Below are 20,282 nucleotides of genomic sequence, written 5' to 3'. Positions count from 1 at the left end.
ATGCGATTATTTAACTGGCGCCGTCAGGCGATTTTACATGCTATGCCGGTGGTAAAACCCGACCAGATACGCACGCCGTGGCGGGAGTTCTGGCGTCGTTTTCGCCGCCAGCATGTCGCGTTGGTCGCCGGGGGATTCGTACTGGCGTTAATTCTGGTGGCGATTTTTGCCCGCTGGCTGACGCCCTACGATGCGGAAAACTATTTTGACTACGATAGCCTGAACAATGGCCCCTCTTTGCAGCACTGGTTTGGTGTTGACTCGCTGGGAAGAGACATCTTTAGCCGGGTTCTCGTTGGCGCGCAGATCTCACTGGCGGCGGGCGTGTTCGCGGTATTTATCGGCGCGATAATCGGCACGGTGTTGGGATTGCTGGCGGGATATTATGAAGGCTGGTGGGATCGTTTCATTATGCGCATTTGCGATGTGTTGTTCGCCTTCCCCGGCATTTTGCTGGCGATTGCCGTTGTGGCGGTGTTAGGCAGCGGTATTGCTAATGTGATCGTTGCGGTGGCGATTTTCTCTATTCCGGCGTTTGCACGTCTGGTGCGCGGAAATACCCTGGTCTTAAAACAGCAGACGTTTATTGAGTCTGCCCGCAGTATCGGCGCCAGCGACACGACGATTTTGTTTAGCCATATATTGCCGGGAACGGTCTCGTCAATTGTGGTTTTCTTTACGATGCGTATCGGTACGTCAATTATTTCCGCGGCAAGCCTGTCATTTCTCGGATTAGGCGCGCAGCCGCCAACGCCGGAGTGGGGAGCGATGCTCAATGAAGCGCGGGCGGATATGGTCATCGCGCCGCACGTAGCGCTCTTCCCGGCGGTGGCGATTTTCCTGACTGTGCTGGCGTTTAACCTGTTAGGCGACGGGTTGCGCGATGCGCTGGACCCGAAGATTAAGGGGTAAGCCAGCCCGGTGGCGTTGACGCCTGGCGGGCCTGGAACGGCCTCGTCAGGCGGGATAACACATCCGGCACCCGCGCCGGGGGAGGTGGCGTTAAACCCGACTGCCCCACAAATCATATTCGTCGGCGTTTTCCACTTTCACGCGCACGATATCGCCCGGCTTGACGTTGGTTTCGCCGTTCAAATAGACCGCGCCGTCAATTTCCGGCGCATCCGCCATGCTACGTCCGATAGCGCCTTCTTCGTCAACCTCATCGACGATCACCAGAATTTCGCGGCCCACTTTTTCCTGCAAGCGCTCAGCGGAGATTTGCTGTTGCAGTTGCATAAAGCGGTTCCAGCGCTCTTCTTTCACCTCTTCCGGCACCTGATCCGGCAGCTCATTCGCGCCTGCGCCTTCCACCGGGCTGTACTTGAAGCAGCCTACACGATCGAGGCGCGCCTCTTTCAGGAAGTCGAGCAGCATCTGGAAGTCTTCTTCCGTTTCGCCGGGGAAGCCGACAATAAAGGTGGAGCGTAGGGTCAGTTCCGGGCAGATTTCGCGCCACTGCTTAATGCGCGCCAGCTGGCGGTCAACGGAACCGGGACGTTTCATCAGTTTAAGAATCCGCGGGCTGGCATGTTGCAGCGGAATGTCCAGATAAGGCAGGATTTTGCCTTCCGCCATTAGCGGAATCACATCATCAACGTGTGGGTAGGGGTAGACGTAGTGCAGACGTGTCCAGACGCCCAGTTTTGATAACTGCTCGCACAGGCTCACCATACTGGTTTTCACCGGTTCGCCATTATGGAATCCGGTGCGGTGCTTCACATCTACGCCGTAGGCGGAGGTATCTTGCGAAATCACCAGAATCTCTTTGACCCCGGCATCAACCAGACGTTTCGCTTCGCTTAATACGTCGCCAATCGGACGGCTGACCAGATCCCCGCGCATCGACGGGATGATGCAGAACGTGCAGCGGTGATTACAGCCTTCAGAAATTTTCAGATACGCATAATGGCGCGGCGTCAGTTTTACACCCTGTTCCGGTACGAGGCTTAAAAATGGATTGTGCTTCGGCTTCGGTACGTAATGATGTACGTGCTGCAGAACTTGCTCATAGCTATGCGGCCCGGTGATTTCCAGTACTTTCGGATGCACTTCGCGGATCTGATCTTCTTTTGCGCCCAGGCAGCCGGTGACGATTACCTTACCGTTTTCGTTCAGCGCTTCGCCAATGGCTTCCAGTGACTCTTGTACCGCGCTGTCAATAAAGCCACAGGTATTAACGATAACCATATCCGCATCGTCATAGCGTGGCACAACGTCATAGCCTTCGGTACGCAGCTCAGTCAGGATGCGTTCCGAATCAACGAGGTTTTTCGGACAGCCCAGGGAAACGAAGCCGATCTTTGGCTGGTGGGTTACATTACTCATAGCTTAAAAAGTGTTCATTTATTGGAATGGTCAGGGCAGGGATTCTACAGATATCCGAACAAAAATTGTATCGCAATCTCATCAGGAGCGGCGGCATCAACCGTTGTGGTTCTCAGCAAAAGGTGAAAAAGGGCAATTCTAAGAAAATTCTTGATCTCTGACACCCCTTTGTCTAAAAAACGACCATACTATTAAGTTGAACCCTGGTAGAAAAGAGGAGGAAAAAAGGTATGGTCGTTGACAGACTGAGAACCGATCTTCTCAACAAGCTGATAAACGCGCGTATCGATCTTGCCGCTTATCTGCAATTGCGAAAAGCGAAGGGGTATATGTCAGTCAGCGAAAGTGACACTCTGCGTGACAATTTTTTTGAACTGAATCGCGAGCTCCACGATCACGCTTTACGGCAGGGACTGCATCTCGATCAGGAAGAGTGGAACGCGCTGCGCCGTGCCGAAGGCGCGCTTGCAGCCGCCGCCGTTTGTTTAATGAGCGGACACCATGATTGTCCGACCTTTATTGCCGTCAACGCAGATAAACTTGAAAACTGTCTGACAACTTTGACGCTGAGTATTCAGAGTCTGAAAGCACATTCACCGCTTACACAGGTCTGAATAAGGGGGAGGCGACTCCCCCTTTTTACCGGACCGCGCCGCTTAATGTTTTGTAAAAATAAACCGACCTCTTGCGATGCTGACTACGCTTTAACGCAGAGCCCTGAAGGAGGCGGTATGCGTCGAATACTTCTCGCGATAGTTTCATTCTCTCTTTTCTCTTCATGGGCGAACGCCAATCTTGCGCCGGTGAACGTTGAGGTGCTGCAAACCCGACTCGATCACCCGTGGTCGCTGGCTTTTTTGCCGGATAACCGTGGGATGCTCATTACCCTGAAAGGGGGACAACTGCGCCACTGGCAGACGGGGAAGGGACTTTCCGATCCGCTGGCTGGCGTACCGAAAGTGTGGGCAAACGGGCAGGGAGGTTTGCTGGACGTCGTGCTGGCGCCTGACTTTGCCCAGTCGCGCTGCGTCTGGCTGAGCTATGCTGAAGCTGACCGCGAAGGAAACGCCGGTACGGCAGTCGGTTTTGGACGGCTGAGCGACGATCTTCAGCGTCTGGAGCATTTTCGTACCGTGTTTCGCCAGATGCCTAAGCTGTCTACCGGCAACCATTTCGGCGGACGTATGGTATTCGATGCGCAAGGGTTTCTTTTTATTGCCCTGGGTGAAAATAACCAGCGCGCTACCGCGCAGGATTTGGATAAATTACAGGGTAAGCTGGTGCGCCTGACCGGGCAGGGCGAAATTCCGCCGGATAATCCGTTTGTGCATCAGGCGGGCGCGCGTCCGGAAATCTGGTCTTACGGTATTCGTAATCCGCAGGGGCTGGCCATCAATCCCTGGAGCGGCGCGCTATGGCTGCATGAACACGGTCCGCGCGGCGGCGATGAAATTAACATCCCGGAAAAAGGCAAAAATTATGGCTGGCCGCTGGCCACATGGGGCGTCAACTATAGTGGTCTAAAAGTGCCGGAAGCCAAAGGTGAAATTGTCGAGGGAACGGAGCAACCGGTTTACTACTGGAAGGATTCTCCGGCGATCAGCGGGATGGCTTTTTATGCCAGCGACGTTTTTGCGCCGTGGCGGCACAAACTGTTTATCGGCGCGCTAAAAGATAAAGAGGTCATTGTGATGCGCGTCGATGGCAATACGGTGACGGAAGAAGGCCGTATTCTGGGTGACAGAAAGCAGCGTATTCGGGATGTGCGTGTCGGACCTGACGGCTACTTATATGTGTTAACCGATGAGTCCGACGGGCAGTTACTCAAGGTAAGTCCTGCAGTCACGCGTTAGGTCACCGGGATCATCACCACTTTGCGAAAAGCAGGGCGCTCGGTAAGCTGCTGATACCAGCGTTGCAGATTCGGGCGCGGCGTCCATTTCAGACCTACGTTCAGCAGGTTATAGACGAAAGGCGCAATAGCGATATCGCCGGTGCCAAAGTTATCCCCGGAGAACCACGGCTGGTGGGCCAGAGCATCATCAAGAAGCGCAAACAGGCTGTCACACTTTTCGATACCGGCTTCAATTGCCGCCTGGTCGCGTTTTTCCGGCGGGGTTCTGACCAGTCCCATCAGGATCACGCGGTGCGCCGGACTTAACGTTTGATTCGCCCAGTCCATCCATTTTTCGCCCTCCGCACGCCGCGCCGGATTATCAACCCATAGCCGGTTCTGGCCGTATTGCGCCGCCAGATAGCGGACAATGGCATTGGATTCCCACAATAACAGGTCGGTTTCATCATCTTTAAGCAGCGGCACCAGCCCATTGGGATTCATCGCCAGATAGTCGGCATCCTGGTTAACGCCGAATTTTCCGCCTGCCAGAATTTGATCGTATGGCAGTTCCAGCTCTTCAAGCGTCCACAACACTTTTTTAACATTAGTCGAGTTGTTCCGGCCCCACAGCGTAATCATATTAACCCCTTCTGTTTTATCAGGATGATGACAGTAATCGGCCTACCGTGAGATAAACCTAACATTTACACAATGGTCTGTAAAAAAATCGTTATGAAGGAAGCGTAACGGGATGTTATTGCATAAACTTTAAAAACTTTACCAAGTTACGGTTTCTTTAACGTCGTGAGTGCGTTATTACTCACCGCACTTATTACACGGTGGTGTGACGTGTGTTTTTGGAATGGATACTCGGGTGGTACTATGACGCAATACGCTTCTTCCCTTCGTAGCCTCGCGGCAGGTTCGGTTCTCTTATTCCTTTTCGCTTCGCCTGTAAAGGCAGAGGAACAAACGATCGCGCCGCCGGGCGTTGATGCGCGAGCCTGGATCTTAATGGATTACGCCAGCGGTAAAGTACTGGCGGAAGGCAACGCCGATGAGAAACTCGACCCTGCCAGTTTGACAAAAATTATGACCAGCTACGTGGTGGGCCAGGCGCTGAAGGCAGGGAAAATCAAGCTGACCGATATGGTGACGGTGGGCAAAGATGCCTGGGCGACGGGGAACCCGGCGCTACGTGGGTCGTCGGTGATGTTTCTGAAGCCAGGCGATCAGGTGTCTGTTGCGGATCTTAATAAAGGCATCATCATTCAGTCAGGTAATGATGCCTGTATCGCGCTTGCCGACTACGTCGCCGGAAGCCAGGAGTCCTTTATCGGCCTGATGAACGCCTATGCGAAACGACTGGGGTTAACCAATACAACCTTCCAGACGGTACACGGTCTTGATGCGCCAGGGCAGTTCAGTACCGCTCGCGATATGGCGTTGCTCGGCAAGGCCTTGATTCACGATGTGCCTGACGAATACGCCATTCATAAAGAAAAAGAATTTACTTTTAATAATATTCGTCAACCGAACCGCAACCGCCTGTTGTGGAGCACCAATCTGCATGTCGACGGCATGAAAACGGGGACAACGGCTGGCGCTGGGTATAACCTTGTCGCCTCCGCCACTCAGGGCGATATGCGCCTGATCTCTGTCGTGCTGGGGGCGAAAACGGACCGTATTCGTTTTAATGAGTCAGAAAAACTGCTGACCTGGGGTTTCCGCTTCTTTGAAACGGTCACGCCGATTAAACCTGACGCGACATTCGTGACGCAACGGGTCTGGTTTGGCGATAAGCGTGAGGTCAATTTGGGGGCGGGCGATGCGGGGTCTGTGACGATTCCGCGTGGGCAGCTTAAAAACCTGAAGGCCAGCTTTACGTTGAACGAACCACAGCTCACGGCGCCGTTGAAGAAAGGGCAGGTTGTCGGCACCATCGATTTCCAGCTTAACGGAAAATCCATTGAGCAACGCCCGTTAATGGTGATGGAAAACGTCGAGGAGGGGGGATTTTTCAGCCGGATGTGGGATTTTGTGCTGATGAAACTCCATCAGTGGTTTGGCAGTTGGTTCTCGTAAAATAACTCCGTTGCCGGGTGCGCGTCGCATCCGGCAAACCTGCGGTTAATACATCAGAGTAATTTGTTGCGCTTTAGCGTAGGCCACAAAGGCCTCATCGGGACGGCGGTCGCTGATAATCGTATCAAAGCGTGATAATTCCCCCATCCGCGCCGGACGTACCTTGCCGAATTTACTGTGATCCACCACCAGTACATGGCTCTGTGCCATTGTCATTGCCCAATGTTTTACCGGCAGCTCTTCCAGATTAAAGCAGGTAGCGCCTTTACTGGTATGAACGCCGGCGGCGGAATAAAACGCGATATCCGGACAAATATTGTTTAACGTTTCATGGAAATCAAGCGGTTTGAAAATGGCGTTGCTGGCGTGAAACTCCCCGCCGCTGAGGATGGCGCGGCAATGGGGTTTGTCCTGCAGCGCCAGGAAGGTATTAAGTGAATAGCACACCGCCGTAAAGGGAAGGTCATTATCAATGGCTTCAATGATCCACGGCGTGGTGGTGCCACAGTCAATAAATACCGTCTGATGCGCTTGTACCAGGCCCGCAGCCAACTGAGCGGCTCGGCGTTTTTCTTCCACCAGACGAGATTTTTGATCGCTTAACAGATAATGGCTGGCGCTGCGGGGCTCCAGTACGATATAGCCGCCCAGCAATACGACAGGCGCGCTTTTATGGTTCAGGTCGCGACGAATGGTCATTTCAGAGACGCCCAACAGGGTCGCGGCTTCTTTAAGATGAAGTTTATCGCTGCGTTTTAAGGCCTGCAGCAATTGACCAATACGCTCGTCGCGTCGCGTTTCCATAGTTCCCCTGGAGAGTTAAATAAGCGCTCCGCACCATACAGAGCGCTTAATATTACTCTTTTTTTCGCTGTTTAGTCACGTACCCAGCCTTTTCGAATGGGCAATGCGAAACAGAAACGGTAACAACGTTGCAGCGCCTGGTAGAGCGGCGCGCCGTACCATTGCCAGATCAGCTGTGCGCTCAGGCAGCCAAGCATCGCTACCAGCAGCGCGCCAATCATATCTAACGGCCAGTGTACGCCGAGATAGACGCGAGACCAGGCGATGGTAATGGCTATCGCCATCATCACGATGCCTGACCAGAGGCGGTGCCAGAACAAAAACGCCAGCGCAAAGGTAAAAATCACCGTACCGTGATCGCTGGGGAACGAGTCATCGGCGGCATGATGCAGGAAGTTATAGCCGATATGATCGACAAAGGGACGGTCGTGCGGGAAAAGGTGTCCCATTGTCCAGGAGACCGCCAGACTGATAATCAGCGCGATGCCGATTTTAACGATCAGCTGGCGCTGGGCGCAGACCCGATCGCGGGGCCCCCACAGCCAGAGTACCACGGCTAAGAGCGGGACAATGTTGATGACATCTTTGGCGATAAAGATAGCGAGCGAAATTGTCCACTGCGCGGAATCAGGCGTGGCGTTAATAAAATAAAACAGCGAGTTGTTAAGGTTTTCCAGCATAACATCCAGGCTCGGAGCAATGAAATCAAAAGGGATAGCCAGCTCATCCCCGTGCAAACTGAGCATAAATGCAGCGTAACAGAGAGGAAAAGCAGTATTGTCTTATTTGGCGGCAACATGAAGAGATTTAAGACAATGGCATAAAATAACGTTGATGATAACGGCGCAAACTTAAATTAACCTTAAAGTATGCAAGCGCTAAGCGGCTTTCTGTAAAAATGTGCGCTATTTCCCTTGCAGCCTCATAATTCGCTATCTCAGTTCCCCGACTTTCATTACACTCTGCGCGGTTTTTATTGGCGAAGAGATGGTATGCAGAATCGTTTACAATCAGGCGGCAGGCTGGGACGTCAGGCGCTGCTTTTTCCTCTCTGTCTGGTGCTGTACGAGTTTTCTACTTATATTGGCAACGACATGATCCAACCGGGTATGCTGGCGGTGGTTGAGCAGTATCAGGCGGGCCTGGACTGGGTTCCGACGTCCATGACCGCTTATCTGGCGGGCGGTATGTTCTTACAATGGCTGCTTGGCCCGTTGTCTGACCGGATTGGCCGTCGTCCCGTGATGCTGGCGGGCGTCGTGTGGTTTATTGTCACCTGCCTGGCGACGTTACTGGCGAAAAACATCGAACAATTTACCTTCCTGCGTTTTTTGCAAGGGATTAGCCTGTGTTTTATCGGCGCTGTAGGGTATGCCGCGATTCAGGAATCCTTTGAGGAGGCGGTGTGTATAAAAATTACCGCGCTGATGGCGAACGTGGCGTTAATCGCGCCGCTACTGGGACCACTGGTTGGGGCGGCATGGGTGCATGTTCTGCCGTGGGAGGGGATGTTTATTTTATTTGCCGCACTGGCCGCTATCGCCTTTTTCGGGCTACAGCGCGCAATGCCGGAGACCGCCACGCGGCGGGGCGAAACGCTGTCATTTAAGGCGCTTGGCCGGGATTATCGGCTGGTGATAAAAAATCGGCGGTTCGTCGCAGGGGCGTTAGCGCTGGGATTTGTCAGCCTGCCGCTGTTGGCCTGGATTGCGCAGTCGCCGATTATCATCATTAGCGGCGAACAGCTCAGCAGCTATGAATATGGTTTGCTGCAGGTGCCCGTTTTTGGCGCGCTCATTGCCGGTAATCTGGTGTTGGCGCGTTTAACCTCCCGACGTACGGTTCGCTCGCTGATCGTGATGGGCGGCTGGCCTATCGTCGCGGGGCTGATCATCGCCGCGGCGGCGACGGTGGTTTCATCCCATGCTTATTTATGGATGACGGCGGGATTAAGCGTATACGCTTTTGGCATTGGGCTGGCGAATGCCGGACTGGTGCGTCTGACGCTCTTTTCCAGCGATATGAGTAAAGGAACGGTCTCGGCGGCGATGGGAATGCTACAAATGCTGATTTTTACCGTTGGCATTGAAGTCAGTAAACACGCCTGGTTAAGCGGCGGCAATGGGCTATTTAGCCTGTTTAATCTGGCAAACGGTATTCTTTGGCTACTGCTGATGCTGGTCTTCTTAAAAGATAAGCGGACGGGGAATTTGCAAACAGTCTGAGAGAGCGGCTACGCCTGATAAGCTTTCTGTTATCAGGCGTAGAGAGGCATCCGCTAGATGTTAAACGGCGGCTCGTTGTTTAATACGCTGTCGATGATATCCAGCACGCCTTCCTGATTGTTCGATCCGGCGCGGTATTTCGCCGCCGCCGCGACCGCTTCGCTGGCGTGCGACATGGCAAAACTAAACCCGGCCTGACGCAGCATCTCAATATCGTTGCCGCCGTCGCCGAATACCACCACTTCACTATCATGAATGCCCCAGCGCTGCTGTAACAGACGCAGGCCGTTGGCTTTATGCACGCCGGGAATTATTAAATCAATACTGCCATAGCCGGTATGAACGGGGACCATGATATCGCCAATAGCGTCGTGCAGTGCCGCCTGTACTTCCGGTATCCGATCATCGGTAATATTAAGGCCGAATTTGAAAAAGACATCGTTGATATTATTAAAATTATCCACAAACTCCAGACGATGATAATACATTGCCGCAACGGCTTTTAACGCATCGTTGTACCGTTTCAGCGTATAGGCGCTGTTTTTTCCACAGGCGATAATCTCCACATCGGCGCGTGTGAGCAGGTGTTCGACAACCGTCTGGAAGTCGGCTTTTGTCAGCTCGCCGTTAAAAATATCCTCTCCTTCGCTGACCACCCAACCGCCGTTTTCCGCGACAAAAGCGATTTCGTGCGCAATTTCCGGAAAGAACGAGATTAACTGGTAATACTGGTTGCCGCTGGCCACGACAAAGCGAATGCCTTGCCGCTTCATTTGTTGGTACTGCGCCATAAACCGGTCACGGTTATAGGTTTTTTGATCGCTCAGAAACGTGCCGTCCATGTCGACGGCGATTAATTTAATACTCATGCGTTATGCTCCATCACCGGTTGCGGAGTCGATACAGGTTTGGCGACGGCCTTCGCCACCAGCGCCGCCAGAATAACCAGCGCCAGCACAACCATCATGGCGCTGCGTAATCCATAATGCTCTCCCAGATAGCCCAACAGCGGCGGCCCGACCAAAAACGCCAGATAGCCGGTCGTGGCGACAACGCTCACGCGCGTCGGCGCGTCGGGACCGGTATCGCTGGCGGCGGAAATGGTCAGCGGGAAGCCGAGCGAAGCGCCTAAGCCCCAAAGAATGACCGAGACGCCGGCAACCCAGTCGCTATCGACAAAAATAATCAGGCCAATGCCCAACGCTCCCATCAACGCGCTGGCGCGAACAACCGTCACCCGGCTATAGCGGTCAATAAACCAGCCGCCGGTAAAGCGGCCAACGGTCATACCAAGCGTGAAACCGGCGTAGATCAGAGAGCCGGAGGTTGGGCTAAAACCGTGTCCGTCTACCATCAGTAGCGGTAGCCAGTCATTCGCAGATCCTTCGGCGAATGCCATTGCCAGCACCACCACGCCAATAAGCAAAAGCTGGATGTCCCGATAAAAAGGTAATCCTTTTTCCTGAAGGTGAGCATCTTCCGATGCGTTTTTACCCGTACCGTCAGGGATCGCCCGAATGGCGATAAAAATGGGCGCGATCGCCACGGCAGCCGCGAGGATGATATGGATGTTAGCCGGGACGCTTAATGCGGTTAACGCCATGCCGACACCAGCGCCCGCCAGCGTGCCGAAACTGTAGAAACCATGCATCATCGGCAGAACGGTTTTATTCAGCTCGCGTTCGACCGCCGCGCCTTCGACATTAATCGCCACTTCGGCGGCGCCAAAACTGGCGCCGAAAACGGCTAATCCAAGGGCAAAAATCAGCGGCGAGGCGCACCACAGCGCGACGCTAAGAATAACCATCCCGCCTACTGCGCAGGTCATCGTCGTGCGAATAACCTTCCGGGTGCCAAATCGTTTCACCAGCCAGGCGGAACAAAGAATACCGCTCATTGAACCGATAGAAAGCCCGAATAAGACCGCCCCCATTTCCGCGGTAGAGACGGAAAGAATATCCCGAATAGCAGGCGTTCGGGTTGCCCAGGAGGCCATCAGCAGTCCGGGTAAAAAGAAGAACATAAACAGCGCCCAGGTACGGCGTTTTAAGGCGTTACGTGAGGAGAGGACGGTCATAGCGTCAGGCCAGAAAATAGAAGCGAGAGGTAAACATTAGCAAGCTTGTGTACATTTGTACATATCGTCGTCATACTTCATTGTGCAGACAGTTTTTACTGTCTGTTTTTTCAGCGTAAGCGGCAGGCTACTATCGCCTGCATCCTGAATGAGATGTGGAACTCATCATGAAAGAAAATGCCGTAAGACGCGCCAATGATCCTAAGCGACGGGAAAAAATAATTCAGGCCACACTGGAAGCGGTAAAGACCTATGGCGTTCATGCCGTGACGCACCGGAAAATCGCCGCTATCGCTCAGGTGCCGCTTGGCTCGATGACCTACTATTTTGCCGGTATGGATGCGTTATTGAGTGAAGCTTTTACACTTTTCACCGAGAACATGTCGCGTCAATACCAGGATTTTTTTGCGCAGGTGACGGATGCGGAGGGGGCGTGCCAGGCGATAACGGAAATGATTTACGGCTCGCAGGTTACGACGCCGGATAATATGGCGTTAATGTATCAGTTATATGCCTATGCCAGCGATAAGCCAGCGTTAAAAATAGTCATGCAAAACTGGATGCAGCGTAGCCAGAATACGCTGGCGCAGTGGTTTGACGCACAGACCGCCCGCGCGCTGGATGCGTTTATCGAGGGGATGACGCTGCATTTTGTAACGGATCGAACGCCGCTGGCGCGTGAAGCGATTTTACAGATGGTAAAGCGAATCGCCGGAGAGTCAATGTCGTGTCACTCTGCGTCGGGCAACAAAAAACCCATCAACCTTGAACCGAAATGGCGGGGTTGATGGGCTCCACAAAATGGGGACATCAAAGAAAAGCAGTGGCAATAGGTATGACTGATGCTTTAACGAAAAGTTCGACCTATTGGCAAAATTTTTTCACTTAAAGGCAAACTTCAGTTTTATCCTAATCCCGGCCAGATGATGACAATAAGCGTCCCCGCCAGCGTTAGCAGAACGTTGGCGATGGCGTAAGTCCCCGCATAACCCAGCGCTGGAATATTGCTGCGCGCTGTATCGCTAATGATTTCCATCGCCGGGGCGCAGGTACGCGCGCCCATCATGGCGCCGAACAGCAGCGCCCGGTTCATACGCAGCACATAAGCGCCAAACAAAAAGCAGATCACCACCGGTACCAGGCTGACGACAAGCCCGGCGATCAGCATTTGTCCGCCGACCGCGCCCAGACCGTTGCTGATACCGCTGCCAGCGCTTAAACCAACGCCTGCCATAAATACCATCAAGCCGAATTCTTTCACCATGTTAAGCGCGCCCTGCGGAATATAACCAAAGGTAGGATGGTTAGCGCGCAGGAAACCGAGCATGATCCCGGCGAACAGCAATCCGGCCGCGTTGCCGATGCCGAAACTAAAATTGCTGAACTGGAAGGTAATCATCCCGATCATTAACCCGATGATAAAAAAAGCGCAGAAGGCAAGCAGGTCCGTCACCTGACTATGAATCGAAATAAAACCAATGCGATCGGCGATGGTTTTTACGCGTCTGGCGTCGCCGCTCACCTGTAACACGTCGCCTTTATTCAGCACGACGTTATCGTCGATAGGCATTTCGATCTGGCTGCGGATGACGCGGTTAAGGAAGCAGCCATGATCGGTCAGCTTGAGCTGAGCGAGGCGGCGACCGACCGCATTGTGGTTTTTCACCACAATTTCTTCCGTCACGATGCGCATATCAAGCAGATCGCGATCAAACACTTCCTTACCATTACGGAAGCTGGGATCGAGCCTGGCGTGCGCGTCCGGATAGCCGACCAGCGCAATCTCATCGCCCATTTGCAGCACCGCATCGCCATCCGGGTTCGCCAGAATACCGTTACGGCGAATACGTTCGATATAGCAGCCTGTCTGGCGGTAAATACCCAGCTCGCGCAGGTTTTTACCGTCAGTCCAGGCCACCAGTTCCGGGCCAACCCGATAGGCGCGGATAACCGGCAAATAAACCTTGCGATTAGCATCGGTATCCAGACCGCGCTCGCGAGCAATTTGCTGGGCGCTGGTTTGCAAATCCTGATGCTGTAGTTTAGGCAAGTAGCGCGCGCCCACGATCAGACTGACCAAGCCAATCAGATAGGTCAGGGCATAGCCCAGGCTCAGATTATCAAGAGCGGAGGAGAGTTGGGTGCTGGCGATGCCGGAATGTCGCAGGGTATCGCCTGCGCCAACCAGCACGGGCGTGGAGGTCATTGAGCCGGCCAGCATACCGGCCGTCAGGCCGATATCCCAGCCGAATAGCTTACCAAGGCCTAAGGCGATTAGCAGAGCGCTACCGACCATGACCAGGGCAAGCATCAGATAATTTTTACCGTCGCGAAAAAAAATCGAAAAAAAGTTGGGGCCAGCCTCGACGCCGACACAAAAAATAAACAGCATAAATCCCAGATTTAGCGCGTCGGTGTTAATACTGAAGTGTTGCTGCCCTAATAATAGAGAGACCACTAAAACGCCAATGGAATTACCAAGTTGGACTGAACCCAGACGTAACTTGCCAAGACACAGGCCAAGAGCCAGGACCACAAATAATAACAGGATGTAATTCCCATTTAACAAATCTGCGACGTTTATATTCACGGAGACTAACTTCTTGTTTACGAGTAAGCTGTTGAAAGAAATGGTAATTTACGCTACTGTTTTTATCATGAATTAAGGGTGCAATCGTATTGCATACAGCATCCAAATAAAAACAACACAACAATATATCCTGCTAGTTTAATCTTATTGCGTACTAACGGCTATAAGAATCGTGCAGGTGTGTTTTTGGCATGGAATGCCACATGACTTTATCTGACTGGATGCCTCACGGCGGAAAGCGTGTTCGATAGAGAGTGTCAGGAGGAACGATTGAAACATAAACACGGGTGGGCAAGCGTTGTCTGCTGCTTTGTACTCTTTATTGTGGTGTGTCTTTCATTAACTATGCATGTACAAGGCGCTTTTCGCGCGGCAGGGCATCCTGAGATTGGACTGTTATTTTTTACGTTGCCTGGTGCGGTGGCCAGCTTTTGTTCTCACCGGCGCGAGGTGATCCGACCGCTGATCGGGGCGATGCTGGCGGCGCCGTTTTGCCTGGTGTTAATGCGCGTGGTATTTATGCCTACCCGATCGTTTTGGCAAGAACTGGCGTGGTTATTTAGCGCCGTATTCTGGTGTGCGTTAGGCGCGCTCTGTTATTTGTTTATTAGCAGCCTGTTTAGCCACCGGCGAAAAAAACGCCAATAGCGCCCTCCGGTAGAGGGCGTTGCCAGAGCAATCAGGCGAAAAGATTCAGATTTTCTTTTGCCCATGCTTCAAAATCCGTACAGCCGCCGATATGTTTTTGATCGACAAAAATCTGCGGTACGGTTTCTACAGGTTTACCTACGGTTTTTTCCAAATCCGCTTTAGTAATGCCTTCAGCATGGATATCAATATAGCGGTAGTTAAAATCGTCGCGTTCTTTGCTCAGTTTTTCCGCCAACTCTTTTGCACGCACGCAATAAGGGCACCCTGGGCGGCCAAAAATAACAGTAAACATATCTCTCCTCGAACATAAAGCCAGACGGCGAACAGGTGTTATCATGCCGCGATTTACGGCAGATGAAAAGCAGGTTACGCCTGTTCCTTTGATAACCCAGGGCTATATCTGTTAAGCACGCCGGACCAGAACGTTCTACACTGTGCGTCAGTTAACCGGGAGGCTTGATATGCGCACGATTGGCGTGTTACCCATACCCAAAAGCATACTGATACTGGAATGCCTCGGTATGATTTTGCTGGCGCTTGCTCTGCTATCGCTTAATCATTACCTTACGCTGCCCGCGCCGTTCAATACGTCGCTGGCTGGCGTATTGATGGTTTTCCTGGGCGTCGTGTTGATCCTCCCCGCCGCGGTGGCGATGATGTGGCGTATTGCGCAGTTACTGGCGCCGCAGTTGATGAAACGTCCACCCGACATTTCTTCCCGTTCAGATAGAGAAAAGCATAATGAGTCCGACCATTGAACTTCTTTGTGGCCATCGTTCTATTCGCCATTTCACCGATGAACCCGTGACTGACGCGCAGCGAGAGGCCATTATTGCCGCCGCGCGCAGCACGTCCAGTTCCAGTTTTTTACAGTGCAGCTCTATTATCCGTATTACCGATCGGGCGCTGCGCGAGGCGTTAGTGCCCCTGACGGGCGGGCAAAAGCATGTGGCGCAGGCCGCTGAGTTCTGGGTATTTTGCGCCGATTTTAATCGTCATTTGCAGATCTGTCCTGACGCGCAGTTGGGGCTTGCCGAACAACTGCTGCTCGGTGTCGTCGATACGGCGATGATGGGGCAAAATGCGCTGACGGCGGCGGAATCACTGGGGTTAGGCGGCGTGTATATCGGCGGCATCCGTAACAATATTGAGTCTGTTACCGAACTATTAAAATTGCCGAAGCATGTATTGCCGCTCTTTGGCCTGTGTTTGGGATGGCCTGCGGATAATCCGGATCTGAAACCGCGCCTGCCTGCCGAGCTTGTGGTTCATGAGAACCAGTATCAACCGCTTGATGAAAAGCTGCTGGCGCGCTATGACGAGCAGTTGGCTGAGTATTATCTGACCCGCGGCAGTAATACGCGACGCGATACCTGGAGCGATCATATCCGTCGCACCCTGATTAAAGAAAATCGCCCATTTATCCTTGAATATTTGCATAAACAGGGCTGGGCGACGCGCTAAAACCTGCGGGCCAGTGTATGATACGCGGGCTTTTCAGGGTTTTCAGCGAGGTGCAGGGTGAAAATTGCCATATTGTCCAGGGATGGAACGCTCTATTCTTGCAAACGTCTGCGCGAAGCGGCGATGCGGCGCGGCCATCTGGTCGAGATACTCGATCCTCTTTCCTGCTATATGAATATTAATCCGGCAGCGTCGTCGATCCATTACAAGGGGCGTCGTCTGCCCCATTTTGACGCCGTTATTCCCCGTATTGGTTCGGCCATTACCTTTTATGGTACCGCTGCGCTACGTCAGTTTGAGCTATTGGGTAGCTATCCGCTGAATGAATCCGTCGCCATTACCCGCGCGCGCGATAAGCTGCGATCGCTACAACTTCTGGCGCGCCAGGGGATCGATCTTCCCATTACCGGGATCGCCCATTCGCCGGATGATACCAGCGATCTTATTAAGATGGTTGGCGGGGCGCCGCTGGTCGTGAAGCTGGTAGAAGGCACGCAAGGGATCGGCGTGGTATTGGCGGAGACGCGTCAGGCTGCTGAAAGCGTTATTGATGCGTTTCGGGGGCTCAATGCCCATATCCTGGTTCAGGAATACATTGCCGAAGCTAAAGGATGCGATATTCGTTGTCTGGTCGTCGGCAATGAGGTTGTGGCGGCGATTGAGCGGTGCGCGAAAGCCGGTGATTTTCGCTCCAATCTTCATCGTGGCGGGGTGGCCAGCATCGCGACGATCACGCCTCGTGAACGGGATATCGCCATCAAAGCCGCACAAACGCTGGGGCTGGATGTGGCGGGCGTCGATATTTTACGCGCCGCGCGCGGGCCGCTGGTGATGGAGGTGAATGCCTCGCCGGGACTGGAAGGTATCGAAAAGACTACGGGCGTGGATATCGCGGGGCGAATGATTCAGTGGATAGAACGTCACGCTACGCCTGAATTTTGCCTTAAAATCGGCGGCTAATCGCAATCATGGATTCCGCCGTAGTACGAAGCACGCTTTTTGCGTAAGCTGTGCCGGTAATTTTTTCATCGTCATCGTAAGAGGTAGCACATTATTATGATATCACTGGTCGTTCCCACTCTGGATACGTTGCGTCAATGGCTCGACGACCTGGGCATGAATTTCTTCGAATGTGATACCTGCCAGGCGCTGCATTTGCCGCATATGCAGAATTTTGACGGCGTCTACGATGCTAAAATCGATTTGGTGGACAACACCGTTCTTTTTTCCGCGATGGCGGAGGTCAGGCCTTCCGCGTTGCTGCCGCTGGCGGCCGATCTCTCTGCTATCAACGCCAGTTCGTTGACGGTAAAAGCCTTTCTCGATATGCAGGATGATAATCTGCCAAAACTGGTTGTGTGCCAGTCTTTATCCGTTATGCAAGGCGTCACCTACGAACAGTTCGAATGGTTTGTTCGCCAAAGTGAAGAGCAGATTTCTATGGTGATCCTTGAGGCCGGGGCGCATCAGCTTCTGTTTAACGCGGAAGAAGACGCGCAAAAAACCAGCGTGGTTGACCATTTTCTTCACTAATCCCTCCCGATAATCAGGCAGTCGCTGCCAGCGCGGCTGCTGTTTACGTTTTTTTATGCTGCTGTTAACCTTTATTTAAAGAATTATTCACCTCCTTTCTGACCATTTCGCTTTATCACATAGACAAAACCTGCATAAAAAATTGATAAAAGGCGTTTTTTAATCTGGGCTATAGCCTCAAACCTTAGCTAAAGTTATTCTTGCGAAGCTTCTATAGCGAGCTTGATGGCAGGGAGGGCGACCTCTCTTCTTCATTTGTATCAAATGAAAAGGTATGCACATTTCAGGCATGTTTTAAACCACGCCTAATGGGTTCATTTGTTAACGGATTTCAGAAGGAAAGCGATGATGACCGCCTTAAAGAAAAAATGGCTATCGGGTCTGGTTGCGGGTGCTCTGATGGTCGTCTCTGTCGGCACGCTCGCTGCCGAACAAAAAACGCTGCACATTTATAACTGGTCAGATTATATCGCGCCGGACACGGTGGCGAACTTTGAAAAAGAGACCGGGATTAACGTTATCTATGATGTCTTTGACTCTAACGAAGTGCTGGAAGGCAAGTTAATGGCAGGCAGCACCGGGTTCGATCTGGTGGTGCCATCGGCCAGTTTTCTTGAGCGCCAGCTCACCGCGGGCGTTTTTCAGCCGCTGGATAAAAGCAAACTTCCCGGCTGGAAAAACCTCGATCCTGAACTGCTGAAACTGGTAGCGAAGCACGATCCTGACAACAAATACGCCATGCCCTATATGTGGGCCACGACGGGCATTGGCTATAACGTTGATAAAGTGAAAGCGGTGCTGGGGGATGATGCGCCAGTGAATAGCTGGGATTTAGTCCTCAAGCCGGAAAATCTGGAGAAGCTAAAAAGCTGCGGCGTCTCTTTCCTTGATGCGCCTGAAGAAATTTTTGCCACCGTGCTGAACTATCTGGGTAAAGATCCAAATAGCAGCAAAGCGGATGACTACACCGGCCCGGCAACCGATCTGTTGTTGAAGCTACGGCCAAACATTCGCTATTTCCACTCCTCGCAATACATTAACGATCTGGCTAATGGCGATACCTGTGTGGCCATCGGCTGGGCGGGCGATGTCTGGCAGGCCGCTAACCGGGCGAAAGAGGCGAAAAATGGCGTCAATATCTCTTTCTCGATCCCCAAAGAGGGGGCAATGGCGTTTTTTGATGTGTTTGCCATGCCGGCTGACGCCAAAAATAAAGACGAGGCCTACCAGTTCCTTAATTATCTGCTGCGCCCTGATGTGATTGCTCATATTTCCGATCACGTTTTCTACGCCAATGCGAATAAAGAGGCGACGGCGCTGGTCAGCCAGCAGGTGCGCGATAACCCGGGAATTTATCCGCCGGCGGATGTGCGGGCCAAGTTGTTTACCCTGAAAGTGCAGGAGCCGAAGATTGATCGCGTCCGCACCCGCGCATGGACGAAGGTGAAAAGCGGTAAGTAATTTATTAACGGTATGGCCTGATAAGCGTGCGCTATCGGGCATTCCACCGTTTGTATCGTTTGATTGTGTTATGCCGGAGAGCGCCTTGTGAATGATGTCCCCCACCGCCCGCAGGTGAAAACCCGTAAAGCGCTGACGCCGCTTCTGGAAATTCGCAACCTGACGAAGTCATTCGACGGGCAACATGCTGTCGATGATGTCAGTCTGACTATCTATAAAGGTGAGATTTTTGCCCTGCTGGGCGCGTCAGGTTGTGGAAAATCGACTCTGCTACGGATGCTGGCAGGTTTTGAACCGCCGAGCAGCGGGCAAATTATGCTCGACGGCGTCGATCTGGCGCATGTTCCGCCGTATCAGCGTCCGATTAATATGATGTTTCAGTCCTATGCGTTGTTTCCGCATATGACGGTAGAGCAGAACATCGCTTTTGGTCTGAAGCAGGACAAACTGTCAAAGGCGGAGATTACCAGCCGCGTCAATGAGATGCTGGGTCTGGTGCACATGCAGGAGTTTGCGAAACGTAAGCCGCATCAGCTTTCCGGCGGTCAGCGCCAGCGCGTGGCCCTGGCGCGCAGCCTGGCGAAACGTCCTAAGCTGCTCTTGTTGGATGAACCGATGGGCGCGCTGGATAAAAAATTACGCGACCGGATGCAGCTTGAAGTGGTGGATATCCTTGAGCGCGTCGGCGTGACCTGCGTCATGGTGACGCACGATCAGGAAGAAGCGATGACGATGGCGGGGCGCATTGCCATCATGAACCGTGGAAAATTTGTGCAAATTGGCGAACCGGAGGAGATTTACGAGCATCCGACGACCCGCTATAGCGCCGAATTTATCGGATCGGTAAATGTTTTTGAGGGCTTACTGAAAGCGCGTGAAGAGGACGGTCTGGTCATTGACGCGCCCGGTTTGGTTCATCCGTTAAAAGTCGATGCGGATGCCTCTGTCGTTGATAATGTGCCGGTATATGTGGCGCTACGTCCGGAAAAAATCATGCTGTGTGAGTCGCCGCCTGCCGATGGCTATAATTTCGCCGTCGGCGAAGTGGCGCATATTGCGTATCTCGGCGATCTGTCTATTTATCATGTGCGGCTAAAAAGCGGGCAGATGATCAGCGCTCAACTGCAGAATGCGCACCGTTACCGGAAAGGGTTACCGACCTGGGGCGATGAAGTGCGTTTGTGCTGGGAAGCGGATAGCTGCGTGGTCCTGACGGTATAAGGGGGA

At 52.8% G+C, this 20,282-nt stretch carries 21 protein-coding genes; 13 read left to right on the top strand and 8 right to left on the bottom strand.

Annotation, left to right across the window (positions count from 1 at the left end):
* Window positions 1-912 (top strand): glutathione ABC transporter permease GsiD, encoded by a 912-nt coding sequence (gsiD, locus tag HU143_RS14935; RefSeq protein WP_001236024.1) that lies wholly within the window; start codon window positions 1-3, stop codon window positions 910-912.
* 90 nt (window positions 913-1,002) lie between these two features.
* Here the strand turns inward: gsiD and rimO are convergent, their stop codons facing one another.
* Complete coding sequence (rimO, locus tag HU143_RS14930; RefSeq protein ID WP_000073317.1) at window positions 1,003-2,328, bottom strand: 30S ribosomal protein S12 methylthiotransferase RimO; 1,326 nt, start codon at window positions 2,326-2,328, stop codon at window positions 1,003-1,005.
* A 230-nt stretch (window positions 2,329-2,558) separates the two neighbouring features.
* Here rimO and bssR point away from each other — a divergent pair, with 230 nt between their 5' ends.
* Both bssR and HU143_RS14920 read left to right on the top strand, forming a co-directional pair.
* The gene (gene bssR / locus HU143_RS14925) at window positions 2,559-2,942 is read left to right on the top strand and encodes a biofilm formation regulator BssR (RefSeq protein ID WP_000259651.1); all 384 of its coding nucleotides are present in this window, start codon (window positions 2,559-2,561) and stop codon (window positions 2,940-2,942) included.
* 117 nt (window positions 2,943-3,059) lie between these two features.
* On the top strand, window positions 3,060-4,181 hold the full coding sequence (locus tag HU143_RS14920; protein ID WP_023227183.1) for a PQQ-dependent sugar dehydrogenase: 1,122 nt from the start codon (window positions 3,060-3,062) through the stop codon (window positions 4,179-4,181).
* Here HU143_RS14920 and HU143_RS14915 read toward each other — a convergent pair.
* Complete coding sequence (locus HU143_RS14915; protein WP_000631908.1) at window positions 4,178-4,804, bottom strand: glutathione S-transferase family protein; 627 nt, start codon at window positions 4,802-4,804, stop codon at window positions 4,178-4,180. The two genes, HU143_RS14920 and HU143_RS14915, sit on opposite strands and share 4 nt — an antisense overlap.
* A gap of 243 nt (window positions 4,805-5,047) precedes the next feature.
* Between HU143_RS14915 and dacC the strand changes: the two genes are divergently transcribed.
* A complete protein-coding gene (gene dacC, locus HU143_RS14910; RefSeq protein WP_000195712.1) occupies window positions 5,048-6,250 on the top strand; it encodes a serine-type D-Ala-D-Ala carboxypeptidase in 1,203 nt (400 codons plus the stop codon).
* A 45-nt stretch (window positions 6,251-6,295) separates the two neighbouring features.
* Here the strand turns inward: dacC and deoR are convergent, their stop codons facing one another.
* The gene (deoR, locus tag HU143_RS14905; RefSeq protein ID WP_000450106.1) at window positions 6,296-7,054 is read right to left on the bottom strand and encodes a DNA-binding transcriptional repressor DeoR; all 759 of its coding nucleotides are present in this window, start codon (window positions 7,052-7,054) and stop codon (window positions 6,296-6,298) included.
* A 71-nt stretch (window positions 7,055-7,125) separates the two neighbouring features.
* Window positions 7,126-7,734, bottom strand: coding sequence for an undecaprenyl-diphosphate phosphatase (gene ybjG / locus HU143_RS14900; protein ID WP_001531378.1), 609 nt, complete (start codon window positions 7,732-7,734; stop codon window positions 7,126-7,128).
* A gap of 312 nt (window positions 7,735-8,046) precedes the next feature.
* On the opposite strand from ybjG, the gene HU143_RS14895 reads away from it, so the two are divergent.
* Complete coding sequence (locus HU143_RS14895) at window positions 8,047-9,279, top strand: MFS transporter (protein WP_001181284.1); 1,233 nt, start codon at window positions 8,047-8,049, stop codon at window positions 9,277-9,279.
* Window positions 9,280-9,332: 53 nt separating this feature from the next.
* On the opposite strand, the gene HU143_RS14890 is transcribed toward HU143_RS14895, so the two are convergent.
* Together HU143_RS14890 and HU143_RS14885 are read right to left on the bottom strand one after the other, a co-directional pair.
* A complete protein-coding gene (locus HU143_RS14890; RefSeq protein WP_023227182.1) occupies window positions 9,333-10,148 on the bottom strand; it encodes a Cof-type HAD-IIB family hydrolase in 816 nt (271 codons plus the stop codon).
* Window positions 10,145-11,356 carry an MFS transporter gene (locus HU143_RS14885; RefSeq protein ID WP_000217418.1) on the bottom strand — a complete coding sequence of 404 codons (1,212 nt, stop codon included), beginning with the start codon at window positions 11,354-11,356 and terminating at the stop codon, window positions 10,145-10,147. Before HU143_RS14885 ends, HU143_RS14890 begins: the two co-directional genes overlap by 4 nt.
* Window positions 11,357-11,523: 167 nt before the next feature.
* Between HU143_RS14885 and HU143_RS14880 the strand changes: the two genes are divergently transcribed.
* Window positions 11,524-12,144, top strand: coding sequence for a TetR/AcrR family transcriptional regulator (locus HU143_RS14880; RefSeq protein WP_023227181.1), 621 nt, complete (start codon window positions 11,524-11,526; stop codon window positions 12,142-12,144).
* Window positions 12,145-12,260: 116 nt separating this feature from the next.
* On the opposite strand, the gene HU143_RS14875 is transcribed toward HU143_RS14880, so the two are convergent.
* The gene (locus tag HU143_RS14875; protein WP_001024853.1) at window positions 12,261-13,946 is read right to left on the bottom strand and encodes an aspartate:alanine antiporter; all 1,686 of its coding nucleotides are present in this window, start codon (window positions 13,944-13,946) and stop codon (window positions 12,261-12,263) included.
* Window positions 13,947-14,216: 270 nt separating this feature from the next.
* Between HU143_RS14875 and HU143_RS14870 the strand changes: the two genes are divergently transcribed.
* Window positions 14,217-14,594, top strand: coding sequence for an inner membrane protein YbjM (locus HU143_RS14870; RefSeq protein ID WP_000680849.1), 378 nt, complete (start codon window positions 14,217-14,219; stop codon window positions 14,592-14,594).
* Window positions 14,595-14,625: 31 nt separating this feature from the next.
* Here the strand turns inward: HU143_RS14870 and HU143_RS14865 are convergent, their stop codons facing one another.
* On the bottom strand, window positions 14,626-14,889 hold the full coding sequence (locus HU143_RS14865) for a GrxA family glutaredoxin (RefSeq protein WP_000495513.1): 264 nt from the start codon (window positions 14,887-14,889) through the stop codon (window positions 14,626-14,628).
* Window positions 14,890-15,058: 169 nt separating this feature from the next.
* On the opposite strand from HU143_RS14865, the gene HU143_RS14860 reads away from it, so the two are divergent.
* From HU143_RS14860 to potG, 6 genes are all read left to right on the top strand, one after another.
* The gene (locus tag HU143_RS14860) at window positions 15,059-15,355 is read left to right on the top strand and encodes a YbjC family protein (protein ID WP_001259127.1); all 297 of its coding nucleotides are present in this window, start codon (window positions 15,059-15,061) and stop codon (window positions 15,353-15,355) included.
* Window positions 15,339-16,061: a nitroreductase NfsA gene (nfsA, locus tag HU143_RS14855; protein ID WP_000075300.1), complete on the top strand. Its 723-nt coding sequence runs from the start codon at window positions 15,339-15,341 to the stop codon at window positions 16,059-16,061. Before HU143_RS14860 ends, nfsA begins: the two co-directional genes overlap by 17 nt.
* A 57-nt stretch (window positions 16,062-16,118) precedes the next feature.
* Entirely contained in the window at window positions 16,119-17,021 is a 903-nt protein-coding gene (gene rimK, locus HU143_RS14850) for a 30S ribosomal protein S6--L-glutamate ligase (RefSeq protein ID WP_000684361.1), read from the top strand.
* Window positions 17,022-17,117: 96 nt separating this feature from the next.
* On the top strand, window positions 17,118-17,594 hold the full coding sequence (locus HU143_RS14845; protein ID WP_001578844.1) for a YbjN domain-containing protein: 477 nt from the start codon (window positions 17,118-17,120) through the stop codon (window positions 17,592-17,594).
* A gap of 348 nt (window positions 17,595-17,942) precedes the next feature.
* Entirely contained in the window at window positions 17,943-19,055 is a 1,113-nt protein-coding gene (gene potF / locus HU143_RS14840) for a spermidine/putrescine ABC transporter substrate-binding protein PotF (RefSeq protein ID WP_000125769.1), read from the top strand.
* Window positions 19,056-19,142: 87 nt separating this feature from the next.
* Window positions 19,143-20,276 (top strand): putrescine ABC transporter ATP-binding subunit PotG, encoded by a 1,134-nt coding sequence (potG, locus tag HU143_RS14835; protein ID WP_023217991.1) that lies wholly within the window; start codon window positions 19,143-19,145, stop codon window positions 20,274-20,276.
* Window positions 20,277-20,282 lie beyond the last annotated feature (6 nt).

This window comes from Salmonella sp. SJTUF14076, assembly GCF_015534835.1.
Lineage (GTDB): Bacteria > Pseudomonadota > Gammaproteobacteria > Enterobacterales > Enterobacteriaceae > Salmonella > Salmonella enterica.
Note: the sequence above shows the minus strand (reverse complement) of the source record. Positions and strands in the feature narration are given on the sequence as shown.

Coding starts and splice junctions, on each gene's coding strand:
- ybjG (WP_001531378.1), bottom strand. CDS start 7,734: ATGCTGGAAAACCTTAACAACTCGCTGTTTTATTTTATTAACGCCACG.
- HU143_RS14915 (WP_000631908.1), bottom strand. CDS start 4,804: ATGATTACGCTGTGGGGCCGGAACAACTCGACTAATGTTAAAAAAGTG.
- gsiD (WP_001236024.1), top strand. CDS start 1: ATGCGATTATTTAACTGGCGCCGTCAGGCGATTTTACATGCTATGCCG.
- HU143_RS14920 (WP_023227183.1), top strand. CDS start 3,060: ATGCGTCGAATACTTCTCGCGATAGTTTCATTCTCTCTTTTCTCTTCA.
- nfsA (WP_000075300.1), top strand. CDS start 15,339: ATGAGTCCGACCATTGAACTTCTTTGTGGCCATCGTTCTATTCGCCAT.
- deoR (WP_000450106.1), bottom strand. CDS start 7,054: ATGGAAACGCGACGCGACGAGCGTATTGGTCAATTGCTGCAGGCCTTA.
- HU143_RS14845 (WP_001578844.1), top strand. CDS start 17,118: ATGATATCACTGGTCGTTCCCACTCTGGATACGTTGCGTCAATGGCTC.
- HU143_RS14860 (WP_001259127.1), top strand. CDS start 15,059: ATGCGCACGATTGGCGTGTTACCCATACCCAAAAGCATACTGATACTG.
- HU143_RS14885 (WP_000217418.1), bottom strand. CDS start 11,356: ATGACCGTCCTCTCCTCACGTAACGCCTTAAAACGCCGTACCTGGGCG.
- dacC (WP_000195712.1), top strand. CDS start 5,048: ATGACGCAATACGCTTCTTCCCTTCGTAGCCTCGCGGCAGGTTCGGTT.
- bssR (WP_000259651.1), top strand. CDS start 2,559: ATGGTCGTTGACAGACTGAGAACCGATCTTCTCAACAAGCTGATAAAC.
- HU143_RS14890 (WP_023227182.1), bottom strand. CDS start 10,148: ATGAGTATTAAATTAATCGCCGTCGACATGGACGGCACGTTTCTGAGC.
- HU143_RS14865 (WP_000495513.1), bottom strand. CDS start 14,889: ATGTTTACTGTTATTTTTGGCCGCCCAGGGTGCCCTTATTGCGTGCGT.
- HU143_RS14880 (WP_023227181.1), top strand. CDS start 11,524: ATGAAAGAAAATGCCGTAAGACGCGCCAATGATCCTAAGCGACGGGAA.
- rimO (WP_000073317.1), bottom strand. CDS start 2,328: ATGAGTAATGTAACCCACCAGCCAAAGATCGGCTTCGTTTCCCTGGGC.
- potF (WP_000125769.1), top strand. CDS start 17,943: ATGACCGCCTTAAAGAAAAAATGGCTATCGGGTCTGGTTGCGGGTGCT.
- HU143_RS14895 (WP_001181284.1), top strand. CDS start 8,047: ATGCAGAATCGTTTACAATCAGGCGGCAGGCTGGGACGTCAGGCGCTG.